The organism is Mesorhizobium sp. WSM1386 (genome assembly GCF_055901595.1).
In genome coordinates, this window is the sequence record NZ_CM148373.1 from 6303595 (window position 1) to 6321853 (window position 18259).

The 18259-nt window shown below is 59.5% G+C and carries 11 protein-coding genes and 9 pseudogenes; 6 read left to right on the plus strand and 14 right to left on the minus strand.

What is annotated here, in order from left to right:
• Positions 1 to 266: 266 nt before the first annotated feature.
• A pseudogene (locus tag AC0NIH_RS30700) lies at positions 267 to 757 on the plus strand (transposase); the annotation flags it as partial.
• An 85-nt stretch (positions 758 to 842) separates the two neighbouring features.
• Here the strand turns inward: AC0NIH_RS30700 and AC0NIH_RS30705 are convergent.
• The 6 genes and pseudogenes from AC0NIH_RS30705 to AC0NIH_RS30730 all read right to left on the minus strand — a co-directional run bounded on the left by AC0NIH_RS30705 (position 843) and on the right by AC0NIH_RS30730 (position 7691).
• Positions 843 to 2642, minus strand: coding sequence for a hydantoinase B/oxoprolinase family protein (locus tag AC0NIH_RS30705; RefSeq protein ID WP_473468894.1), 1800 nt, complete (start codon positions 2640 to 2642; stop codon positions 843 to 845).
• On the minus strand, positions 2639 to 4723 hold the full coding sequence (locus AC0NIH_RS30710; protein WP_473468891.1) for a hydantoinase/oxoprolinase family protein: 2085 nt from the start codon (positions 4721 to 4723) through the stop codon (positions 2639 to 2641). The genes AC0NIH_RS30705 and AC0NIH_RS30710 overlap by 4 nt, the downstream gene beginning before the upstream one ends.
• A gap of 129 nt (positions 4724 to 4852) precedes the next feature.
• Positions 4853 to 5055, minus strand: a pseudogene (locus AC0NIH_RS30715) (ABC transporter permease); the annotation flags it as partial.
• A gap of 48 nt (positions 5056 to 5103) precedes the next feature.
• Entirely contained in the window at positions 5104 to 6699 is a 1596-nt protein-coding gene (locus AC0NIH_RS30720) for an ABC transporter substrate-binding protein (RefSeq protein ID WP_473468889.1), read from the minus strand.
• A gap of 131 nt (positions 6700 to 6830) precedes the next feature.
• Positions 6831 to 7217: a transposase gene (locus AC0NIH_RS30725; protein ID WP_473468939.1), complete on the minus strand. Its 387-nt coding sequence runs from the start codon at positions 7215 to 7217 to the stop codon at positions 6831 to 6833.
• Between the two features lie 210 nt (positions 7218 to 7427).
• The gene (locus tag AC0NIH_RS30730; protein WP_473468887.1) at positions 7428 to 7691 is read right to left on the minus strand and encodes a transposase; all 264 of its coding nucleotides are present in this window, start codon (positions 7689 to 7691) and stop codon (positions 7428 to 7430) included.
• Positions 7692 to 7861: 170 nt separating this feature from the next.
• On the opposite strand from AC0NIH_RS30730, the pseudogene AC0NIH_RS30735 reads away from it, so the two are divergent.
• The 3 genes and pseudogenes from AC0NIH_RS30735 to AC0NIH_RS30745 all read left to right on the plus strand — a co-directional run.
• A pseudogene (locus tag AC0NIH_RS30735) lies at positions 7862 to 8876 on the plus strand (IS110 family RNA-guided transposase).
• 403 nt (positions 8877 to 9279) lie between these two features.
• Positions 9280 to 10239 (plus strand): agmatinase, encoded by a 960-nt coding sequence (gene speB, locus AC0NIH_RS30740; protein ID WP_474025102.1) that lies wholly within the window; start codon positions 9280 to 9282, stop codon positions 10237 to 10239.
• Positions 10240 to 10300: 61 nt separating this feature from the next.
• Positions 10301 to 10384 (plus strand): annotated as a pseudogene (locus tag AC0NIH_RS30745) (IS6 family transposase); the annotation flags it as partial.
• 24 nt (positions 10385 to 10408) lie between these two features.
• Here the strand turns inward: AC0NIH_RS30745 and AC0NIH_RS30750 are convergent.
• Positions 10409 to 11632: pseudogene (locus AC0NIH_RS30750) on the minus strand (IS256 family transposase).
• 78 nt (positions 11633 to 11710) lie between these two features.
• Here AC0NIH_RS30750 and AC0NIH_RS30755 point away from each other — a divergent pair.
• Both AC0NIH_RS30755 and AC0NIH_RS30760 read left to right on the plus strand, forming a co-directional pair.
• Positions 11711 to 11832: pseudogene (locus AC0NIH_RS30755) on the plus strand (IS6 family transposase); the annotation flags it as partial.
• A gap of 180 nt (positions 11833 to 12012) precedes the next feature.
• Positions 12013 to 12415, plus strand: a pseudogene (locus AC0NIH_RS30760) (IS6 family transposase); the annotation flags it as partial.
• 35 nt (positions 12416 to 12450) lie between these two features.
• On the opposite strand, the pseudogene AC0NIH_RS30765 reads toward AC0NIH_RS30760, so the two are convergent.
• From AC0NIH_RS30765 to AC0NIH_RS30795, 7 genes and pseudogenes are all read right to left on the minus strand, one after another.
• Positions 12451 to 12579: pseudogene (locus AC0NIH_RS30765) on the minus strand (MFS transporter); the annotation flags it as partial.
• 125 nt (positions 12580 to 12704) lie between these two features.
• Complete coding sequence (gene istB / locus AC0NIH_RS30770; RefSeq protein ID WP_473469767.1) at positions 12705 to 13520, minus strand: IS21-like element helper ATPase IstB; 816 nt, start codon at positions 13518 to 13520, stop codon at positions 12705 to 12707.
• Positions 13517 to 15030 (minus strand): annotated as a pseudogene (gene istA / locus AC0NIH_RS30775) (IS21 family transposase). Before istA ends, istB begins: the two are co-directional and overlap by 4 nt.
• A gap of 417 nt (positions 15031 to 15447) precedes the next feature.
• A protein-coding gene (locus AC0NIH_RS30780; protein WP_474025262.1) for an IS630 family transposase occupies positions 15448 to 16391 on the minus strand; the annotation gives its coding sequence in 2 pieces (ribosomal slippage) (positions 15448 to 16055 and positions 16055 to 16391; 945 coding nt in all).
• A gap of 107 nt (positions 16392 to 16498) precedes the next feature.
• Positions 16499 to 16753 carry a transposase gene (locus tag AC0NIH_RS30785; RefSeq protein WP_473469900.1) on the minus strand — a complete coding sequence of 85 codons (255 nt, stop codon included), beginning with the start codon at positions 16751 to 16753 and terminating at the stop codon, positions 16499 to 16501.
• A 273-nt stretch (positions 16754 to 17026) separates the two neighbouring features.
• On the minus strand, positions 17027 to 17920 hold the full coding sequence (locus AC0NIH_RS30790; RefSeq protein WP_474025103.1) for a beta-keto acid cleavage family enzyme: 894 nt from the start codon (positions 17918 to 17920) through the stop codon (positions 17027 to 17029).
• An 18-nt stretch (positions 17921 to 17938) separates the two neighbouring features.
• Positions 17939 to 18247, minus strand: coding sequence for an SDR family oxidoreductase (locus tag AC0NIH_RS30795; protein ID WP_473562769.1), 309 nt, complete (start codon positions 18245 to 18247; stop codon positions 17939 to 17941).
• Positions 18248 to 18259 lie beyond the last annotated feature (12 nt).

Genomic DNA, 18259 nt, shown 5'->3' on the forward strand with positions numbered 1-18259 from the left:
ATGGAAAGAGCGTCCTTCGCGGGACGATGAATGAGGTGAGTTCGCGAGGGTTGCAGTGCCGGTCGCATCACAACGATCAGGACGCTTCCGAGATTGTTCCGCCCCATTCTTCTGATCCCCATCAAGGCGACGGCCGAGCGCCGATCCCGCAGAGAAGCATCACCTCGCGAAAAACGCCACGCGCCGGCGAAGCGGAAAGCTCGACAAGCGCTTGACTTCAACCCGCTAAGAGACGGACATACGGTCTTACTGTACACGCGTCTGCTCGACCTCAAGGTGCAGGGGTGCAGCGGCCTCAGGACGCTGAGTTGGTCCTGTCCCACTATCCCGCCGCGCTCGTCGCGAAGATGGGCGAGGTGATCGCCGAAGCCGCCGACGCCGCTTGGCAGCGCTGATATTTGCACTTCGTCAGGAACGTGCTTGATCCCGCCGCGCAAGCATTCCGACGATTCCCTGCAGGAGCTCGGGTAAATCTATGACCGCTGCGATCTCACGGAGGCGCGCTGTCCAATCTCGCCGCTTTGGTCGAGGAGAACATCGAGCAGACGCTCACCTTGTTCCTTCTTCCGCCTGCTAGGCAGCACCACAAGCACCTGACGCTCCCAACTGCCGGAGCGCCTCAACGAGGAGATCCGACGCCGCACCTACGTCGTACGCATTTTCCCAATGCCCAAAGCTTGCCTGCGCCTGGTCCGCGCGCTCGCCCGTGGACGACCTGCCCAAGCACAAGAAGCTCGCCGTACTCCAAGCCGCATGACCCTCGCCCCGTGGAGGCCGGCGAGAACCATTGCTTGACAGCACAGTGTCCGGCCTAAGATTGGCTGCGAAATGCTGAAGAGCACTCATTTGATCGATGAGTGCTCATCCACAAGGTGAGGACTGTCACGGTCAGCGCTGAACTCAGTTTTCCTGGTGCCTCGCCCCCAACTCTTGCGCAGTTTTGCCGTAGCAATGTGGTCTATGCCCTCGCGAGTGCAGACGACCCCATAGATGTCGCGCGCTGCACCAGAGCTTACTAGGCCGTCTCGCACATCGCGCAATACGCGGTCAGCCGGGCGGTCCCGTGGGTCGCCCCATCCGCCTCCAGCTGCCGATGAGATCGACAGTCTAGTCGGCGGCAGCTCCATGACGCCATATTGTGGCGTAGCAATTTCCGCGCCAGCTTGATTTCTGACTACAATGTCGGCCTTCTTGCCGGTTCCGCCGCCACAAATCCCGAAGCCACTCGCGGTGCGACTGTCCTCGCCTCGAAACGAGTAGAACGCGCGGCCGAAAACGCTGACTTCGTAATCAATTCCTGTGCCGCCACGATATTGGCCGGCACCGGCAGCATCACATCGCATTTCCTGGCGATGGATGCGGACCGAATACTTCCGCTCAAAGACCTCAACGTTTGGGATGCGCATTCCACCCATCGAAATCACGCCCCCAATTGATGGAAAGCCGTCCCGGCCCGACACGGCACCGGCGCCACCGTAGGCAAGCATATGATACATGACGTAGGTCTCGCCAGCGTCGTCCCTGCCTGACGTAACGCAACTGCTCCCTTTGACCCAGCCGGCGCAGGCGAGATCCGGCACTGCCTTCGCTAATGCCTTCCAGATGGCGTAGATGATTTCTACCGCCGGATACCCAGTGTTCGCGGTCATCGGCGCAGGGAAATTTGCGTTCACCACAGTTCCGGCCGGCGCTATAATCTCGATAGGACGAAATGCGCCGGAATTGCGCGGAATGGTTACGCCGAAATATGAGAACAGCGCCACATAGACTGCCGAATAAGTATTTGCGATCGAACTGTTCTTAAAGCCGGCAATCTGAGGAGCGCTGCCGGTGAAATCCACCTTTACCGAATCTCCCTTTACCGTGACCGCGACCTGTACCGGGACTTCGACGGACCGGAAGCAGTCGTTGTCCGATGCATCCACGCCTTCGTAGAGTCCATCTGGAATAGCGTTAAGTGCCCGGTGCATACATGACTCGGCGTGGTCGAGAATGGCGTCGAAGCATTGCTCGACCACGACTATATCGAATTCCTCGGCCAAAGCTAGGATTCGCCGTTCGCCAACTTTGGTTGAGCCGATCATCGCCCGCAGGTCACCATCGACCAAATGTGGTGTGCGCGAATTAAGCTTCAGCAGACGCCAAACATCTTCCCGTACCTTCCCCGCGCTGACCAGTTTCATCACCGGCAGGCGGATACCTTCATGGAAAATTTCTGTGGCTGCTGAATTGTAGGTCCCGGCCGCGCCACCGCCGATGTCGGACTGGTGTGCGCGGTTACACGTGAAGGCGAGTAGAATGTCATCGACAAAAACTGGTCTAATGATCGTCCAATCCGGAAGATGATTGCCGCCGGCTTCATAGGGATCGCTCAGAATGAACACGTCGCCTGGCGCGATTTCATTCTCCCGGCCATAGTCGCGCAGCACTGCTTCGATGGCGAACCCACCGCCACCGGTGTGAATAGGGATGCCGTCAGCGACCGAAACTAGCCGGCCGCGCGCATCGGCGATGAAGCAGGAGAAGTCGTGGGATTCGCTGAAGATAGGGCTGCGAGCCGTGCGCTCCATCACCCAACCCATCTGCTTGGAAATGTGGTCGAGCTGGTTTTGCAAAAGCGTCGTGAGAATAGCGTCGGTCATGCGTTCTGTCCCGAAGTCGGCAAAGCGATGTCGATGTGATAGTTGCCGAACGCGTCCACTTCCATTACGTCACCAGCGCCAACCAGAATGGTCGTGGTCGCCTCCTCAATTATGGCCGGGCCGACAAAATGATGGCCGGGCCTAAGATGGACACCGGAGAGGATAGGTACATCGGCGCGGGGCTCGGCCTCATCGGTCAGTTGCACGGTGCGGCGGCTTGCTATTGGCGCCAACGCGCGCTCAGAGACCGGGGGGGCAGCCGGCCTTACAGTCGGCAGATGCCCAATGGCGGACACACGTGCGGTCATGAGCTCTATCACAGAATCAGGCTGCACGGACGCGTAGACTCGCTCGTGCTCGGCTTCGAACCGACTGCGCAGACTCGCGGGATCGAGTTCGTCCACCGTTAAGCCTATGGTCCATTGCTGGCCTGCGTAGCGCAGGTCGATGCGGCGCTCGAAGTCGATCTCTTCTGGGGCGAAGCCGTCCGCCAGGAGGAGATCTTTGCCCTGCCGGGTAAGAGCCGCAAAGGCCTGGTCCAACCTTGAGATAAGATCGTTCCCGAGCGGCGCGCCGATCGTGCTTATGAAGTCGTGGCGTACGTCGGCGTTGCACATGCCAAATGCGCAGAAAACGCCCGCGAGCCGCGGAATGAAGGCACGCCGCATCCCGAGCTTGCGTGCAACATCTGCAACATGCAGGGCACCCGCGCCGCCCGCTCCGACAAGGACATATTTCGCGGGATCAAGTCCGCGGACCAGGCTGACCTTCTCGATAGCTTGGCGGATGTTGAGATCGCTCAGCTGAATGATCGCGCCGGCTGCGACCCTGACATCATCCAGCACGCTCTCAAAGGCGTCGTGCAGAGCGGCCTCGGCGAGCTCGCGCCTGAGGTTCAATGAACCACCAGCATAAGAGCCTTCGTGAAGCCGGCCGAGCATCAACTGCGCATCGGTTACGGTCGGCTGCTTGCCCCCTAGCCCATAGCAGGCTGGCCCCGGCTTGGCGCCGGCACCTTCGGGACCTACGAAGATCAATCCGCCTGCGTCAACTCCGCATATGGTACCGCCCCCAGTGCCGATCGTGTGTATTTCGACACTAGGGAGCGCGATCATGGTATCGGCAACCGTAATCGTATCCGTCTCCGCAACCTTGCCACTGTTAACGACCGTCACATCACAGCTTGTGCCGCCAATCTCGATGGAGATCAGGTTGTCGTTTCCGGTGATTTGCTGGAAATGTCGGAGAGAAGCAAGGCCCGCAGCGGGACCGGACAACGCCAAAGCCACAGGGCGCTCACCAATTTGCTCCAAGGAGATAGCTCCGCCATTGCTCTGAACAAGCAGAAGATCGCGCTTCAGTCCACGGCTCTTGAGTTCATTAGCTAACTCCCGCAGATACGGGAGAATTTTAGGCGCAACGTAGGCGTTGGCCACGGTGGTTGAGGTCCGTTCGAATTCGCCCAAGATCGGAGCGAGACTGGAGGAGGTGGTGATGTACGCGCCGGGCAGGGACTGCACTAGGATGTCCGCGCAGACTCGCTCATGGGAACTATTGGCATACGAATGCAACAGACAGATCGCCACCGCCTCAACGCCCTCGCGCCGGAAGACGTCAGCCGCGACGGCAACGCTTTGCGGGTCAAGCGTCTGCTCCTCCCGCCCGTCGGGGGCCACACGCTCAATGACGGGCAGACGCAGGCTCCGCGGCACGAGCACGTCCTGCCATGGTGTGCGGTGATCCCACATGAATTCGCGGTATCCGCGCCGGATTTCTAGTGTGTCTCGGAAACCATGGGTGGTAATGAGCCCGACTCTCGCACCCTTGCGCTCGAGTAGCACGTTTGTGGCAACGGTGGTGCCATGGAGGAAATGTGAGCAACCAGAAAGCAGATCGCGAACATCGACTTTTAGCTTTCGGCTCGCCCCTTCGATGGTCCGGATGACGCCGACCGCCGGATTCGCGGGTTCGGAGGGCGACTTGAAGGCGAAGATGGCACCGTCCGCATCGATCAGGACCAAATCGGTGAATGTGCCACCGACGTCGATTCCAATGCGCCAAGGCGCCCGAATGTTACTCATGTTGTGAACTCCGTTGTCGTGTACTTGCCGCTTAGCAGAGACATCTGGCTCTTGCCTGATCGCGAGATGTAAAATGGCGGCAAGCAGTTCCCGCGTCAGGATGCGACGGTGCTATGAAACCGTCGTCTGTCGATCCGCTTCAGCGATCATGCCGAAATCGCCGCTCAACATGTCGCGCACCCAGCGTACAAACCGAACTGGCATCGGATCGTTTAGACCGAGCTTTTCGCGGATGCCGGCGGTCACCTCCGCCGTGCCCACTTGTCGGCCATGATAGCCGCCGGGTCGCCGGGCGCCAGTCTGAGAAGCAGGAACACGAAAGTCCCGACCATCGCCACCACGGCGATGGTCGACACTATTCTGCGACAAATGGTCCTCACTCAGGGCGAGACCTTCTGCATATTCCACATTGGGAAAGTCACCGACAAAACATGAACGAGGCCAGTCAGAGATTTTCGGCGAGCGATTGGCGAAAAAGAATGACCCAGCCAGATCGTACCCACGAAGTCCCACGCAAGGCGCTGCATTTTGCGGGCCAGTGCTTGACGCTCCTCAACTGTTTCGACCTCTCCCCATTTAGCACGGAGAGCCTCGTATTCGTCGTTCTTCGGCCAGCCAACAAAAGCGCCTTCGCCATTGGCGAGTAACAACGGCGTGCTGATCGGATTATCGAATTTGGCATCGGTCCAACTGCCGATGAAGACGCTCCAGCCACCGTCCTTGACCGATCCTTTGTTTTCGGCGCGCTTTACCGCCGCGTCCCAGTCGCTCGGCGCAAGCTCAGCATTGACTCCAATCTTTCGTAGAGTGAATGCCAGATATTCTGCAGCCTTGCTGGCTGGCGCCCAATCCGTGGGCTGCAATATGAGAACCGTTTCGCCCTTGTATCCCGCGTCCTGGAAGAGTTGCTTGGCTTTTTCCGGATCGCCTCCCTTTTTATACCATCCCGTATTCTCGTCGTTAGTGTAGATCGTGTTTCTTCCAAAGATTGATGTGATGGGGTTTATGTATTTTGCATTAAAGCCGGCAGCTATCATAAATGCTTCCTGGTCAATCAGGTGAAGCATCGCCTGGCGTGCTTTTACGTTATTGAATGGCGGTTGCAGCCAGTTCACGCGCGCGTAAAAATCTGAGCCCGACTCGTTCATGTTTTCCAGTGCGAGGTTGGGATCGCTTTCGATCAACGGATAAAGATCGGAGGCCGGTGCTGTAACGAAATCGACCTCTCCCGCTTGCAGCGCCGCGAGGGCAGTCTGTTCATCCGAAATAACTTGCCAGACCACCCGATCGACCTTGACGACCTTTCCGCCGGCGTACCCGTCTGGCGGCTCTTGACGGGGTACATATTGCTCATTTCGGTCGTAGGTGAAGCTTGCCCCAGGCTTGGCCAGCGCTTCATTGAACTTAAATGGCCCGGATCCAATGTTCGAAATGACTTGCTCCGTGGCAGCGCGGCTCGCGTCTTTCTCGCGCATGATAGCTAGGTAATACTGTCCTGCGAGAGAAGGTATCAATAATGGAAACGGTTCGGTGAGTGCGATCGCGAAGGTCTTGTCATCTCGTTTTGAGATGTCTTTGGCCCGCTCCATAATCATCTTTCCACCGGCGTCAACCTGCCCCCAGCGTCGGATCGAAGCCACGCAATCCGCTGCGTTAACCGGGGTGCCATCATGGAAGGCTAGGCCATCACGAAGCTCAAAAGTGTAAGTCTTCTTATCGTTGGAAACGCTCCACTTTCCCACCATTTGCGGCTGAGGGAACCCTTTAAGGTCTTTGGCGAACAGCGTGTCGTAAATCGCTAGAGCGTGCTGTGCGGCATCTAATGAGAAGATCGGATCGTATTGGGCGTTGAAGGTCACCCAGCGCACCGTCCGAGCATCCGACGGTGATGTCTGCGCCCGAACGATTGTGGGCATTGATAACGCCGTTCCGGCGGCCACGCCTGCTTTGATCAATTCGCGTCTAGTGATTGTCATGCTTCGTTCCTCCTCCTTTTCGATTGTCTCAGTAACGCAGTCGGCTCAGAAACGCCGTGTCGGCCGGAAAGCCGCCAGCGCTATCCGACCCTCGCATGGACAACAGATCAGGGGGAATTAGGATTAGTTATTCAGGCAGTCGATTGATTATTCAATCGGTAACGTTGGTCCCCCCAATAGCAGCAGCCGACGGAGAATGCCATTTCATCACCCGTCTCGGCTGATTGCGGCGATATGCTGGCCTTGGATGGCGAACACGGCGATACCACCCTGAGCCGTCGGAGCACGGCACGATCGTCTGATTTCAGCTGGTTGTAAGCGCCAAGCTGTGGCCGTTCAGCCGGCGTGGTGGTTGAATGGCAGAAGCTGGTCGAGTTCGGCGTTGGGCCAACCGCCGGCGATGCACTGAAGGGTTCGGGCGAGCCAGGCGGTCGCCGCCTAATCCTGGGCTGCAGATCAGGCTCGCGCATCAACCGTCTGACCTTCTTGTGGTTGACGACGATGCCGCGCTGCCGCAGCCCCCCTGCATGCGGCGATAACCGTAAGCTTCGAGGCTGTCGTAGATCTCACCCATTGTCTCGACGAGCGCTGTGTCATCCACGGCGGTTTCGGGCTGATCGTAGTAGGTTGATCGCGCAATCCTCATCAGCCGGAATCCTTCAGCGATGGAGACACTGCCGGGCCGGTGATCACGGATGTAGTTCCGCCTCTCGGACGTGGTGCGCTTTTCAGAGCCCCTCTAGAAACTCGATTTCCAAGGCTTGCCGGCCTACCAGCCGCTCCAACGCTGCGATCCGCGCCTCATAGGTCTGCATCGTGTCGGCCGCCGCCACGTCCTCGTCGAAGGAGCCCGCCTCGTATTTCTGGACCCAGATGCGGATCAGGTTGCGCGGCAGTGTGTGCCGCTTGGCGAGACCATGCAGCGTCTCGCCGGAGAGGTACTCCTGCACTACTTGACGTTTGAACTCGATGCTGTGCGTGTTATAAGTCACGAAAGCCCGGCTTCCAAGTCAATTCCGCTTGTTCAATCTGTCCGGCCCGAGGGGCGCACTCCATTATGGGGTCAATTTTGCACACGATGACGTAATTGCTGCCGTCGCTCCTTTGAACGAAGATTCGGCTGACGGCAAAAGCCGCCGACCATTGAGATCGAGGAGCCGCAGTGAAGCAATATGTCGGATTGGATGTGTCGCGCGAGAGACCAGTGTTTGCGTCGTCGATGATGCTGGAAGGTCTGTCTTCCAAGGAAAAGTGAAGTCCGATCCGGGAGCACTATCGAGTTGCTCCGCAAACGCGCACCGCGCGCATCGGATTCGAGACGGGCGCCATGTCCAGCTGGGTCTGGCATGAGCTTAAACGGGTCGGAATGCCGGTTGTCTGCATTGATGCTCGACATGCGAAGGCGGCACTTTCAGTTCGAATGAACAAAAGTGATGAGAACGATGCCCGCGGTCTGGCCGAGCTGGTTCGCGTCGGCTGGTATCGGGAGGTCAAGGTCAAAAGCACAGAGAGCCAGGCAACCCGATCCCTCCTGGTGGCGCGATCGCGACTTATCGCCATCCGCCGCGATCTCGAGAACCAAGTCCGGTCAATGCTGAAAGAGTACGGGCTGCAGTTCAGTCGCTCAATCGGTGCGCAGTTTCGGCGAAAGGTCGTGGCGTTGGTTGTCGACGGGCATCAGCTTCGATCCGTGATCGAGCCGCTTCTGACCGTCCATGAACAGGCCTGCAGGGGAACAGGAAAAGCTGGACCGGCAGGTACGACGCCTTGCTCGTGAGGATGACACCACGCGCCGGCTTATGACGGTTCCCGGCGTCGTGACGGCGTTGACCTACCGCCACACGATCGATGATCCTTCGCGCTTTTCCTCGGCCAGTGACGTCGGCGCCTACCTTGGTCTGACACCGCGGCGAAAACAATCTGGGGAAACAGATGTCAACGGCCGTGTCTCACGCTGGGGAGATCGGCTGTTGCGGACCTATTTATACGAAGCGGCCAGCGTCCTCTGCACCGGACAAAGAAATGGTCTTCGTTGAAGGCGTGGGGCCTTCGCCTGTCGAAGCGGATAGGTATGAAAAAGGCGAAAGTGGCGGTTGCTCGCAAGATCGCGGTTCTGCTCCACTGCCTCTGGGTTGACGGCACCCAGCTTTGAGTGGGGCGGCGAAAAGATGGCGTGACAGATCCGCGCTCGATCCCAATCGCGGGTCCGCTTCCGAAACCGTGATGTCCCCGCCGGGACGGTGGTTGTGGTGACCTCGTTGAATCGGCTGACGTCGACTTCGAACTTCGTTGCACACGTTGAGGCGCCCAACCCGAACACCATCATGAGGCATTCGACCCCGGAAAGGACCATGACCCCGGCGATGACGGCCCAGAAGGTCCCAAGAATCTGTCGCAGTCGACATCGCGTTTCAGTGCCCCTCCACCATGATGCGGTGTAATAGAAGGGATTGGCTCTGATCATAAATCTGTGTCCCCCGGAATAACTCTAGACGGCTAGTGCGCGGGGGGCCAATCCGCTATGAACCAGTGGTGCCGTTGTGGGCAATTTACAAACAAGGTAATTCTCAGGAGTTGAACGTGACGAACCAAATTCCCGACTTCGCGCCCGTTGATGCAAACAAAGTTCCCAAATTCGCAGGAATCGGAAGTTTTATGCGTTCGCGCGTAGTGGATATGGAGGAGGCTCGCGGAGTTGATATCGGTATCGTCGGAGTTCCCTTTGATCTAGGCACGACGTTTCGGCCAGGTAGTCGATTTGCTCCCGTAAGCATTCGTGAAGCGTCGCGTATCGTCCGAATGTCCAACGGTTATACCGGGGTCAACCCCTTCAAACTAGCTAAGATCGCTGATCTTGGAGATGTTGGTGTTCATCCTTCGCAGTTTGACGAAAGTTACAACACTATCGCGGCCGCTTTCCGAGCAATAAAAGACAAAGCCGTCCGGCCGCTGGTTTTGGGCGGAGATCACTCGATATCACTTCCGGTCCTGCGGGGCTTGGCGCACGATAGAGCAGTCGGAATGATCCATTTCGACGCTCATAGCGATACAGTCGATCTGGTTCGAGGCTTTAAGTATACGCATTCATCTCCGTTCCGTCGAGCTGTAGAGGAAGGCCTCCTTGACCCAAAGCGGACCGTCCAGATCGGGCTCCGGAGCGGTCCCGCAGACTGCGAATGGTCGAGGAGCGTAGGTATGGTGGTGATCACCATGGAGGACTTCGAGTCTATGGGGCGAGACAAGGTAATCGCTGAAGCTCGTCGAGTCGTTGGCGAGGCGCCGACGTACTTGTCGTTCGACATTGACGGACTGGATTCGATTTATTGCCCTGGCACGGGCGTGCCGGAGCCGGGTGGCTTCACCATGCGGGACGCTCTAGTCATGTTGCGTGGTTTCGAGGGAGTAAATTTAATTGGAGCCGACGTTTGTGAGGTCGCTCCATATCTCGATCACGGCAACATTACATCGCTGCATGCGGCGAACCTAGGATTTGAAATCCTGTGCCTGATGGCCATGAACGTTCGCGACGGCAAGAAGTGACCGCAACGACGATGGAGCCAAGGCAAGGAACAATGCTGTGTCAGGTCACTTGATGTGACCGCAGGCGGAGAATGCACATGTGCCGCTGCGAAAACGGGAGCGGATGATGCAAGGCTTCCGGTCACCAGGGGACTGTCAGGAATTTCGTGTGCGGGTGGGCGGTTGAACATTATGCCGCCATGGCTTTGATGAAGCGCTCGCCGAAGATGACGGCAAACTGGGCCTTGACCATGGACCACTCACGGGGCGGCATTTTCCACTCTTTTTCGGACCGCTTCAAGATCAGATCGAGCAGCTTGGTGGCCGCCTCATGCTGGGGAAGTGGCCCTTGGCGCTAACAGCCCGCCTAAGCTTCGAGTTCAGCGCCTCGATCGCATTTGTGGTGTAGACGATCAGGCGGACTTCGTCAGGGAATGCAAAGAATGGGATGACCTCGCCCCAGGGACGCCGCCAGCTCTGGCCGATGGCGGGATAGCGCGGGTCCCAGGTGCCGGCCTCGAACACCGGTAGCGCCTTTTCGGCAGCCCCGGCAGTCGACGGCACGGTAGATGTCCTTGAGCGCTGTCGCCAGCCCTTTGCGGTCTTTCCAGGAGACGAAGTCCATGGAGTTGCGCAGCAGGTGGACGATGCAGGTCTGAACGATCGCCTCCGGGAAAACGGCGGTGATCGCGTCGGGGAAGCCTTTCAGGCCATCGACGACAGCCAGCGGGATATCATCGACGCCACGGTTCTTGAGCTCGTCCATCACCCGCAGCCAGAATTTGGCGCCTTCATTCTGCTCGAGCCACAGGCCGAGCACCTCCTTGGCGCCGTCGGCTCGGACGCCCAGCGCGATATGGATGGCTTTGTTGCGAACCATCCCTTCATCCCGGATCTTGACCCGGATCGCGTCGAAGAAAATGAGCGGATAAACCGGATCGAGCGCGCGCTGCTGCCAAGTGGCGACTTCATCGAGCACGGCGTCCGTCACCGTGCTGATCAGATCCGGCGACACGTCGATGCCATGCAGATCATGCAGGTGCCCGGTGATCTCCCGGGTGCTCATGCCGCGCGCATACATTGACACGATCTTTTCGTTGAAGCCGGGGAAGCGACGCTGATACTTGGCGATCAACTGCGGATCGAAACTGGCCTGGCGATCACGTGGTATGTCGATCTCCGGCTTGCCGGTCTGCGTCGTCACGGTCTCGCGGCCGTAGCCGTTATGCGTATTGCCAGCGTCTTCGCCGCTCGCCAGATGATGGTCCATCTCCGCGTTTAAGGCGCGCTCGGTCAGAGCCTTCTTGAGCGTATCCAGCAGGCCGCCTTGTTCGAAGGCTGCACTGGCTGCGCCTCCCGCCAGAAGCTGGTCGAGAAGATCATTTGGTATCGCAGGCTCTTTGCGTCGGGTCATAGTGGGAATCCTTTTTACCCATTATGCCCACCCGCACACGAAATTCGTGACAGTCCCGTCACCAGGGCAACGCTTCGTTCGATCTTCCCGGCTCTGCGCAATCTCTTCATCCCGCCCGCTCAAAACGTTCAGCTCTCGCTACACATATTCACCGCCTGCAGGCCATGGCAGAATGGAAAGCCGTGGCTGTGGTCAACTGACATCAGCCGGCCGCTGGTCTCAACGCGTGTTTGACATCGCCTACCATGTGATGGCGCGAAAGCTCCATGGTCATCGGCCTATTGCAGGGTGCCTTGGCGCACCGCTTACGCTGAAGCGGAGGTAATCCGGTATTGTCACGTTAACCCGGACATTAGATCGAGCGGTGTAGATGGTCCGGCATGAACAAGCCCGTCAGCTACAAACGCCATCGCTTTCCGGCTGAGATCATCGCCCATGCGGTCTGGGTGTACTATCGATTTCCCTTGAGCTTGCGGCTGGTTGAGGAGATGTTGCTCGAGCGCGGCATCGCCGTGTTCTATGAGACGGTCCGCCGCGGGGGCCTGAAGTTCGGGTCCGCATTCGCTCGCCGTCTCAGGCGCAAGACGCCAAGCCTCGCAACGTCTGGCACTTGGATGAGGTCGTCATCACCATCTCCGGCCAGAAGCATTAGCTGGGCGGGCGGTCGATCAGGACGGATACGTGGTCGATGAGATCGTCCAGACGCGCCGTAATACCAAGGCGGCGAAGCGTTTGCTGAAGCGTCTGTTGAAGAAGCAGGGCAGCCCGCCCCGGCTGGCGGTGGGTCGCTCGACCAGGATGCTCGTTGCGGAGGGCTAGTCTACCTTGGCCAGCTTAAGAACCTGGTGATCGAGTTCCTTATCGGCTGCCGTCAGGCGATGATGGAGACGGTGATAGTCCATCCAGGTGGGCGTGCGGAATGTTTCCAACCAGCGTGAAGGCTCCTGTGGCGCGACAATTCTGATGAGAAGCGCGCGACAATCTGGATGAGAATCTGGTGTCGCGGCGGAGGTGATGATCGCGGCATTGATTGTCGCGCGCAAGAGGGTTTGTCGGTTTGATTGTCGGCGCGTCAATCAGCGGCGCTGTTGGCGGGTGTGGCATAGGACGCGGGGCGTCCCGGGCCACGCTTTCGCTCCATGGCTTCGCGGCGCCTGTAGCTCTCGACATTCATCTCGAAGATGGTGGCGTGATGGACGAGGCGGTCGACCGCGGCAAGCGTCATGGCGGGGTCGGGGAAGACCTTGCCCCATTCGCCGAACGGCTGGTTGGCGGTGATGAGCATCGAGCGCCGTTCGTAGCGGGCGCTGATGAGCTCGAACAGCACGCTGGTCTCGGCCTGGTCCTTGGTGACGTAGGCGAGATCATCGAGGATCAGGAGATGGAACTTGTCGAGCTTGGCCAGAGCGCTCTCGAGCGCCAGGTCTCGGCGTGCCGTCTGAAGCTTCTGGACGAGGTCGGTTGTTCTGGTGAAGAGCACCCGCCAGCCATTCTCGATGAGCGCAAGGCCGATGGCTGAAGCGAGATGGCTTTTGCCGCCGCCGGGCGGGCCGAACAGAAGCAGGTTCGCCCCCTTCTCCAGCCAGCTGTCGCCGGCGGTGATCGCCATCACCTGGGCCTTGGAGATCATCGGCACGGCCTCGAAGGCGAAGGTGTCGAGGGTCTTGCCCGGCAGGAGGCGGGCCTCGGCGAGGTGGCGTTCGATGCGGCGGCGGTCGCGTTCGGCCAGTTCATGCTCGGTGATCGCGGCCAGAAAGCGGGCGGCGGGCCAGCCTTCCTTGTCGGCCTGTTCGGCGAATTGCGGCCACATGAGCTTGATGGCCGGCAAGCGCAGTTCGTTGAGGAGCAGGCTGAGCTTGGCGGTATCGACAGTGGTGTTGGTCTTCATGCCGCGTCTCCCGTCAGGCTGGCGCCGAGCAGGGCTTCATAGGCATTGAGCGGCGCAAGGCGCACGACGACATTCGGCAGCCGGGAGGGATCGGGGGCGAAGCGTTCCCGCAAGGCGGCCATGTCGGGCAATCGGCGCGCCTGCAGCGCGGCGTCCAGTTGGTCGGCCAGTTCGCTCTCGCAGGCGCGCTCGTGAGCCATGGCGAGAAGATCCACCATGATGCGGCAGGCCTGCCGCTCCGGCAGCCGCTCCATAAGCATGTCGAAGGTGTGCCGATACGCCTCGCGCGGAAAGAGCTGGTCGCGATAGACCAGGTTCAACAGCGCCATCGGTTTGCGACGCAGTGAATGGATGACATGCCGGTAATTGACGACCTGGTCGTGTTTGCCCGATGCAGAGGCACGTCCGCGCGGCAGCGTCACGAGAAAGGTGCCGCCGATGAAGATGTCCAGCCGATCGTCAAAAAGGCGCACCCTGAGCCGGTGGCCGATCAGGCGCGAGGGCACGGTGTAGAACACCTTGCGCAGCGTGAAGCCGCCCGATGAGGTGACGCGCACGGTGACCTGCTCGTAGTCGGATGTGCGCCGGACGGGCAGTTCCTGGAGGTCGGCGCGCTCGATGTCGATGCGCTTGGAATTGCGGGCGTTCACACGGCTGACGATCTCGTCGACGAAGCTGCGGTAGCAGGCCAGATCGCCGAAATCGCTCGATCCTCGCATCAGAGTCGCGTCGTCGATCGCCCGCTTGAGATGGCCGTGCGGGCCTTCGACGGAGCCGTTCTCATGCGCGATGTCGCGATTGTTGCGGGAAGGGGTCATGCCGTAGTGGCCGCACAGTTCGTCATAGCGGCGCGTCAGGTCCTCGCGGGCGTCCTTGTCCAGGTTGCGGAATGCCGCCGAGAGGCTGTCGCTGCGATGCTCGCGGGGAGCCCCGCCGAGCGACCACAACGCGTTCTGCAGGCCTTCCGCCAGGGCGACGAAGCTCTCGCCACCGAGCACGACATGAGCGTGCTCGAAGCCGGAATAGGCGAGCCGGAAATGATAGAGCCGGTGGTCGAGCGGCTGGCCGGCGATCGTGATGCCGCTTTGCCCATGTCGGTGAAATCCGACAGGCCGAGGCGGCCGGGCTCATGCACCTGTCGGAAGATGACCTCCTGCTCCGCGCCGTGGACGGCGCGCCAGGAGCGGACGCGCCGCTCCAAGGTGCGGCGAACGCCGTTGCCGAGATCGGGGTGGCGGCGCAGCATCTCCTCGAAGATAGCTATCGCGCGAATGCCGGGCGCCGCTTGCAGCATCGGCACGACCTCGGTCTGAAAAATATCGGCAAGCGGATCGGCCCGGCGTCGTTCCCGCGGCGCCTTCTTCTGCGAGGGCAGCCTCGAATCCTTCTCGATGCGATAGGCCGTGGCTGTGCTGATCGACGCCTTTGCCGCCGCGACGGTTGTCGAATTGGTCTGACGGAACTTCATGTAGAGCCTCATCTGGTGATCGGTTACCTGGCGGCCGGGCACAAAGTGATTCCTCCAAATCGGAAAAACCACCGGCATACCCGGTCAACCGCAATCACCAGACAAACGCCCTCGAAAAGGCGGCGGCGCTGGCGTGTTGAAACTCCAGTCGGGCTACGCCCTCCCTGCGTTCCAACACGCCAGCATTCTCATCTTGATTGACGCAACGCTCGCAGCTTCATTGTCGCGCCGCAGGCTCCTGAATTTCCCGAGTGAGCATCCATTGGCGTGTGCCCACAGGGCTTTGAGCGGTAATTACCCACCCCCTCGATGCGGCACGGTGCGTCGTCACTCGTCATCGATGTCCGGGTACTGCGGGGGAGCCTTGCCGATCTTGCTGACGATCCTCGGGTAATCGCCGCCGCCAGTGTCGGCGGCGTGGTCAGCGGAATCCGCAGCCGCACCTAGAGCACATCCTGTTTAATCTGGGTCATATCCTGCGGCCTTGAAGTAGTTTGCGCATTCGGCTGGTGTGAACTGGTCGAGGATCGAACCGACGGCGTCCCACAGGGCGTTGATGGTTCTCTCGGCTTTGGCGCGCATGAGAGCCTTGAGTTTTGAGAAGGCGTTTTCGATCGGATTGAAGTCGGGCGAGTATGGCGGCAGGAACAATAGCTTGGCGCCGACCTGTTCGATTGCCTCTCGCACGCCTGCCGCCTTGTGCGCCGGCAGGTTGTCCATCACGACGACGTCGCCCGGCGCCAGGGTCGGGACCAGGACCTGATCGACATAGGCAAGGAACACACTGCCGTTCATGGCACCGTCGTAGACGAATGGTGCGGTCATACCCGTCAACCTCAGCGCGCCGGTGAAGGTGGTCGTCTTCCAATGGCCGTGCGGCACGCCGGCCCGGCAGCGCTCACCGCATGGCGCACGTCCCCGCAGACGGGCCATCTTGGTCGACAGCCCGGTCTCGTCAATGAAGACGAGCTTCGCCGGATCGAGATCGAGTTGGCCGTCGAACCAGGCGCGGCGGCGCTTCAGGATGTCGGGGCGGTCCTGCTCCAGTGCGTGTGCGGACTTTTTTTGAACGTCCACCCGTGGCCGCGAAGCCATGCGCTCAAGGCGCTGCGGCTGATCCGCACCGACCGCTCGCCTTCCAGCCGCTCTACCATCTCGTTCAACGTGATGTCCTTGCGCTCATCGATCAGCCCGACGATGAAGGCTTCATGCGCATCGAGGCTGGACGCGCGGCGGCGGCCTTGCGGCCGCGGCGCCAGTTCGCCGATCTTCGCCCGCGCGATCCAGCGGATCGCACTCGATATCCCGACCCCAAACCGCGCCGCAGCCTGCCGGGCCGACATGCCCGCGTCAGACGCCTTCAGGACCCGCAGCCGGAGATCCTCGCTCAGTGATCTTCCCATCATCCACCTCACCAAAGTGGATGTTGAATCATCTGCCAAGGCCGCCGTCACATCACAATCGATTCATCGATCACAGGACGTGCTCTAGCCGGTGATCTCCAGCTCGATCATCGCTGGTGGCGCCGCCGGCACCGAAGCGGCGAAAGGCTATCGGGAACCACGACAACTTCGGCAAAGCCCGTCTCGCGGGTTCTCATCGTGCGCCGCCACTTATAGATCAGGCTGGTCGCGACATCGTACTGACGCGCTACCGCTGCCACCGTGGACCCGGGCGCGAATGCCGCGGCCAGTATCCGGCACTGATCCTCTTCACTCCAACGACCACGACGCTCAGGCCCGGTCAATAACGTCACATGGCTCATGCTGTGCTGCTAACTACGCTCGTAAGGGCAACCTTAAGAGCGCAGCCTCGCTACGGTTCTATGCTCGCGCAAGGCGGCCGTCGCCGGAGGCGTACGATGATCACGACGAACACGATTCTCCAGATCAACAGAGCTGTAGAGTTCACCCGTCCTCACTTCAACGCCGCGGATCCATCAGCTCCAATTTCGATAGAGCCAATGAATCACGACAAAAGCGCTCAGGCTTCGCCTATTTCAACAGCCTGATGAACTAAAGCTTTGAAGATCGACCAATCAAATCAAAGTAGATTGGCTCTTAAGGCCAAGGATTTCGCGCGCCTCGGCAGGAGAGGCAGTTTCGCCACCAAGAATCCGCACGATCGCCACTGCTCGCTCTACAAGAGCCGCGTTGTTGGGAGCCAAATTTCCATGAGAGAGGTAGAGATTGTCTGCGAGACCGACCTGAACATGACCCCCTAACAAAACGGTCTGAGCAACCATAGGAAATTCAGCCTCGGACTTGCCGAATGCGCCCCAATTTGCTTCGTGCGGCAAGTGTCCCCGCATAGCGAGCAAGACTTCCGGAGTCGCCGGTGCACATCCAGCAACTCCTAAGCAGATTTGAAAAAACGGTGGTTTCTTGATCAGCCCCTCATCAAGCATCTTCCGCGCGGCGAAGATGTGGCCAACATCGTAGACTAGGATCGCGCAAGTGGTGCCAACCTGCTGTGCCGCTCTCGCGATAGCCGCCGTATGATCCGGCGTATTGAGTACAGCGACTGTCCCGAAATTCATGGTGCCAACGTTTAGAGTGCAAAGCTCGGGCCGAAGGGCGACGACCTGACGCGCCCGGACTTCGGGCGTCGAAAGGGTAGAACCGGCCGCCGGCCGAAGTGGCTCTTCTTGGTCTGGAATATATACTGAGCCAACGCCGGTAGTGAGGTTGATCACGACATCGGTCGCGGACGCCCTTATACGCTCCACTACCTCCCTATAGGCCTCAAGTGACATGCTCTTCGCGCCCGTCTTCGGGTCCCGGACATGGATATGGCAAATCGCTGCGCCAGCATTAACTGCTGAGATGCACTCGTCGGCGATCTGCTCGGGAGTGATAGGCACGGCCTTCATGTTCTCGTTGTATGCGCCATCACCGGTCACAGAACATGTTACGATGGTCTTATTGCTCATTTTTAGTCTTCCCACTTGTTAGTCTTCCCACTCGACGTTGCCACAGACGCTTATGCATTGCCCGGTGACATGTTTGGCTTCCCTCGAAGACAGAAAGAAAGCCATCTCGCCGATTGCAGTCGGATCGATCTTTGTCCTCATAGAGATATAGGAGAGGCGCCGCTGCAGCGCCTCCTCGTATGTGATACCCTGGCTCTGGCTCCCTTCTGCGTGCGCATGCGTCCGCGCTGTCGATCGACTCTGGCGAGATCGTGTTGCAGCGGATGTTAACGGACCAAGTTCGCGAGCCAAATTCTTTGTCAACCCTTCGACCGCGAACTTTGACACAACGTATGGAGT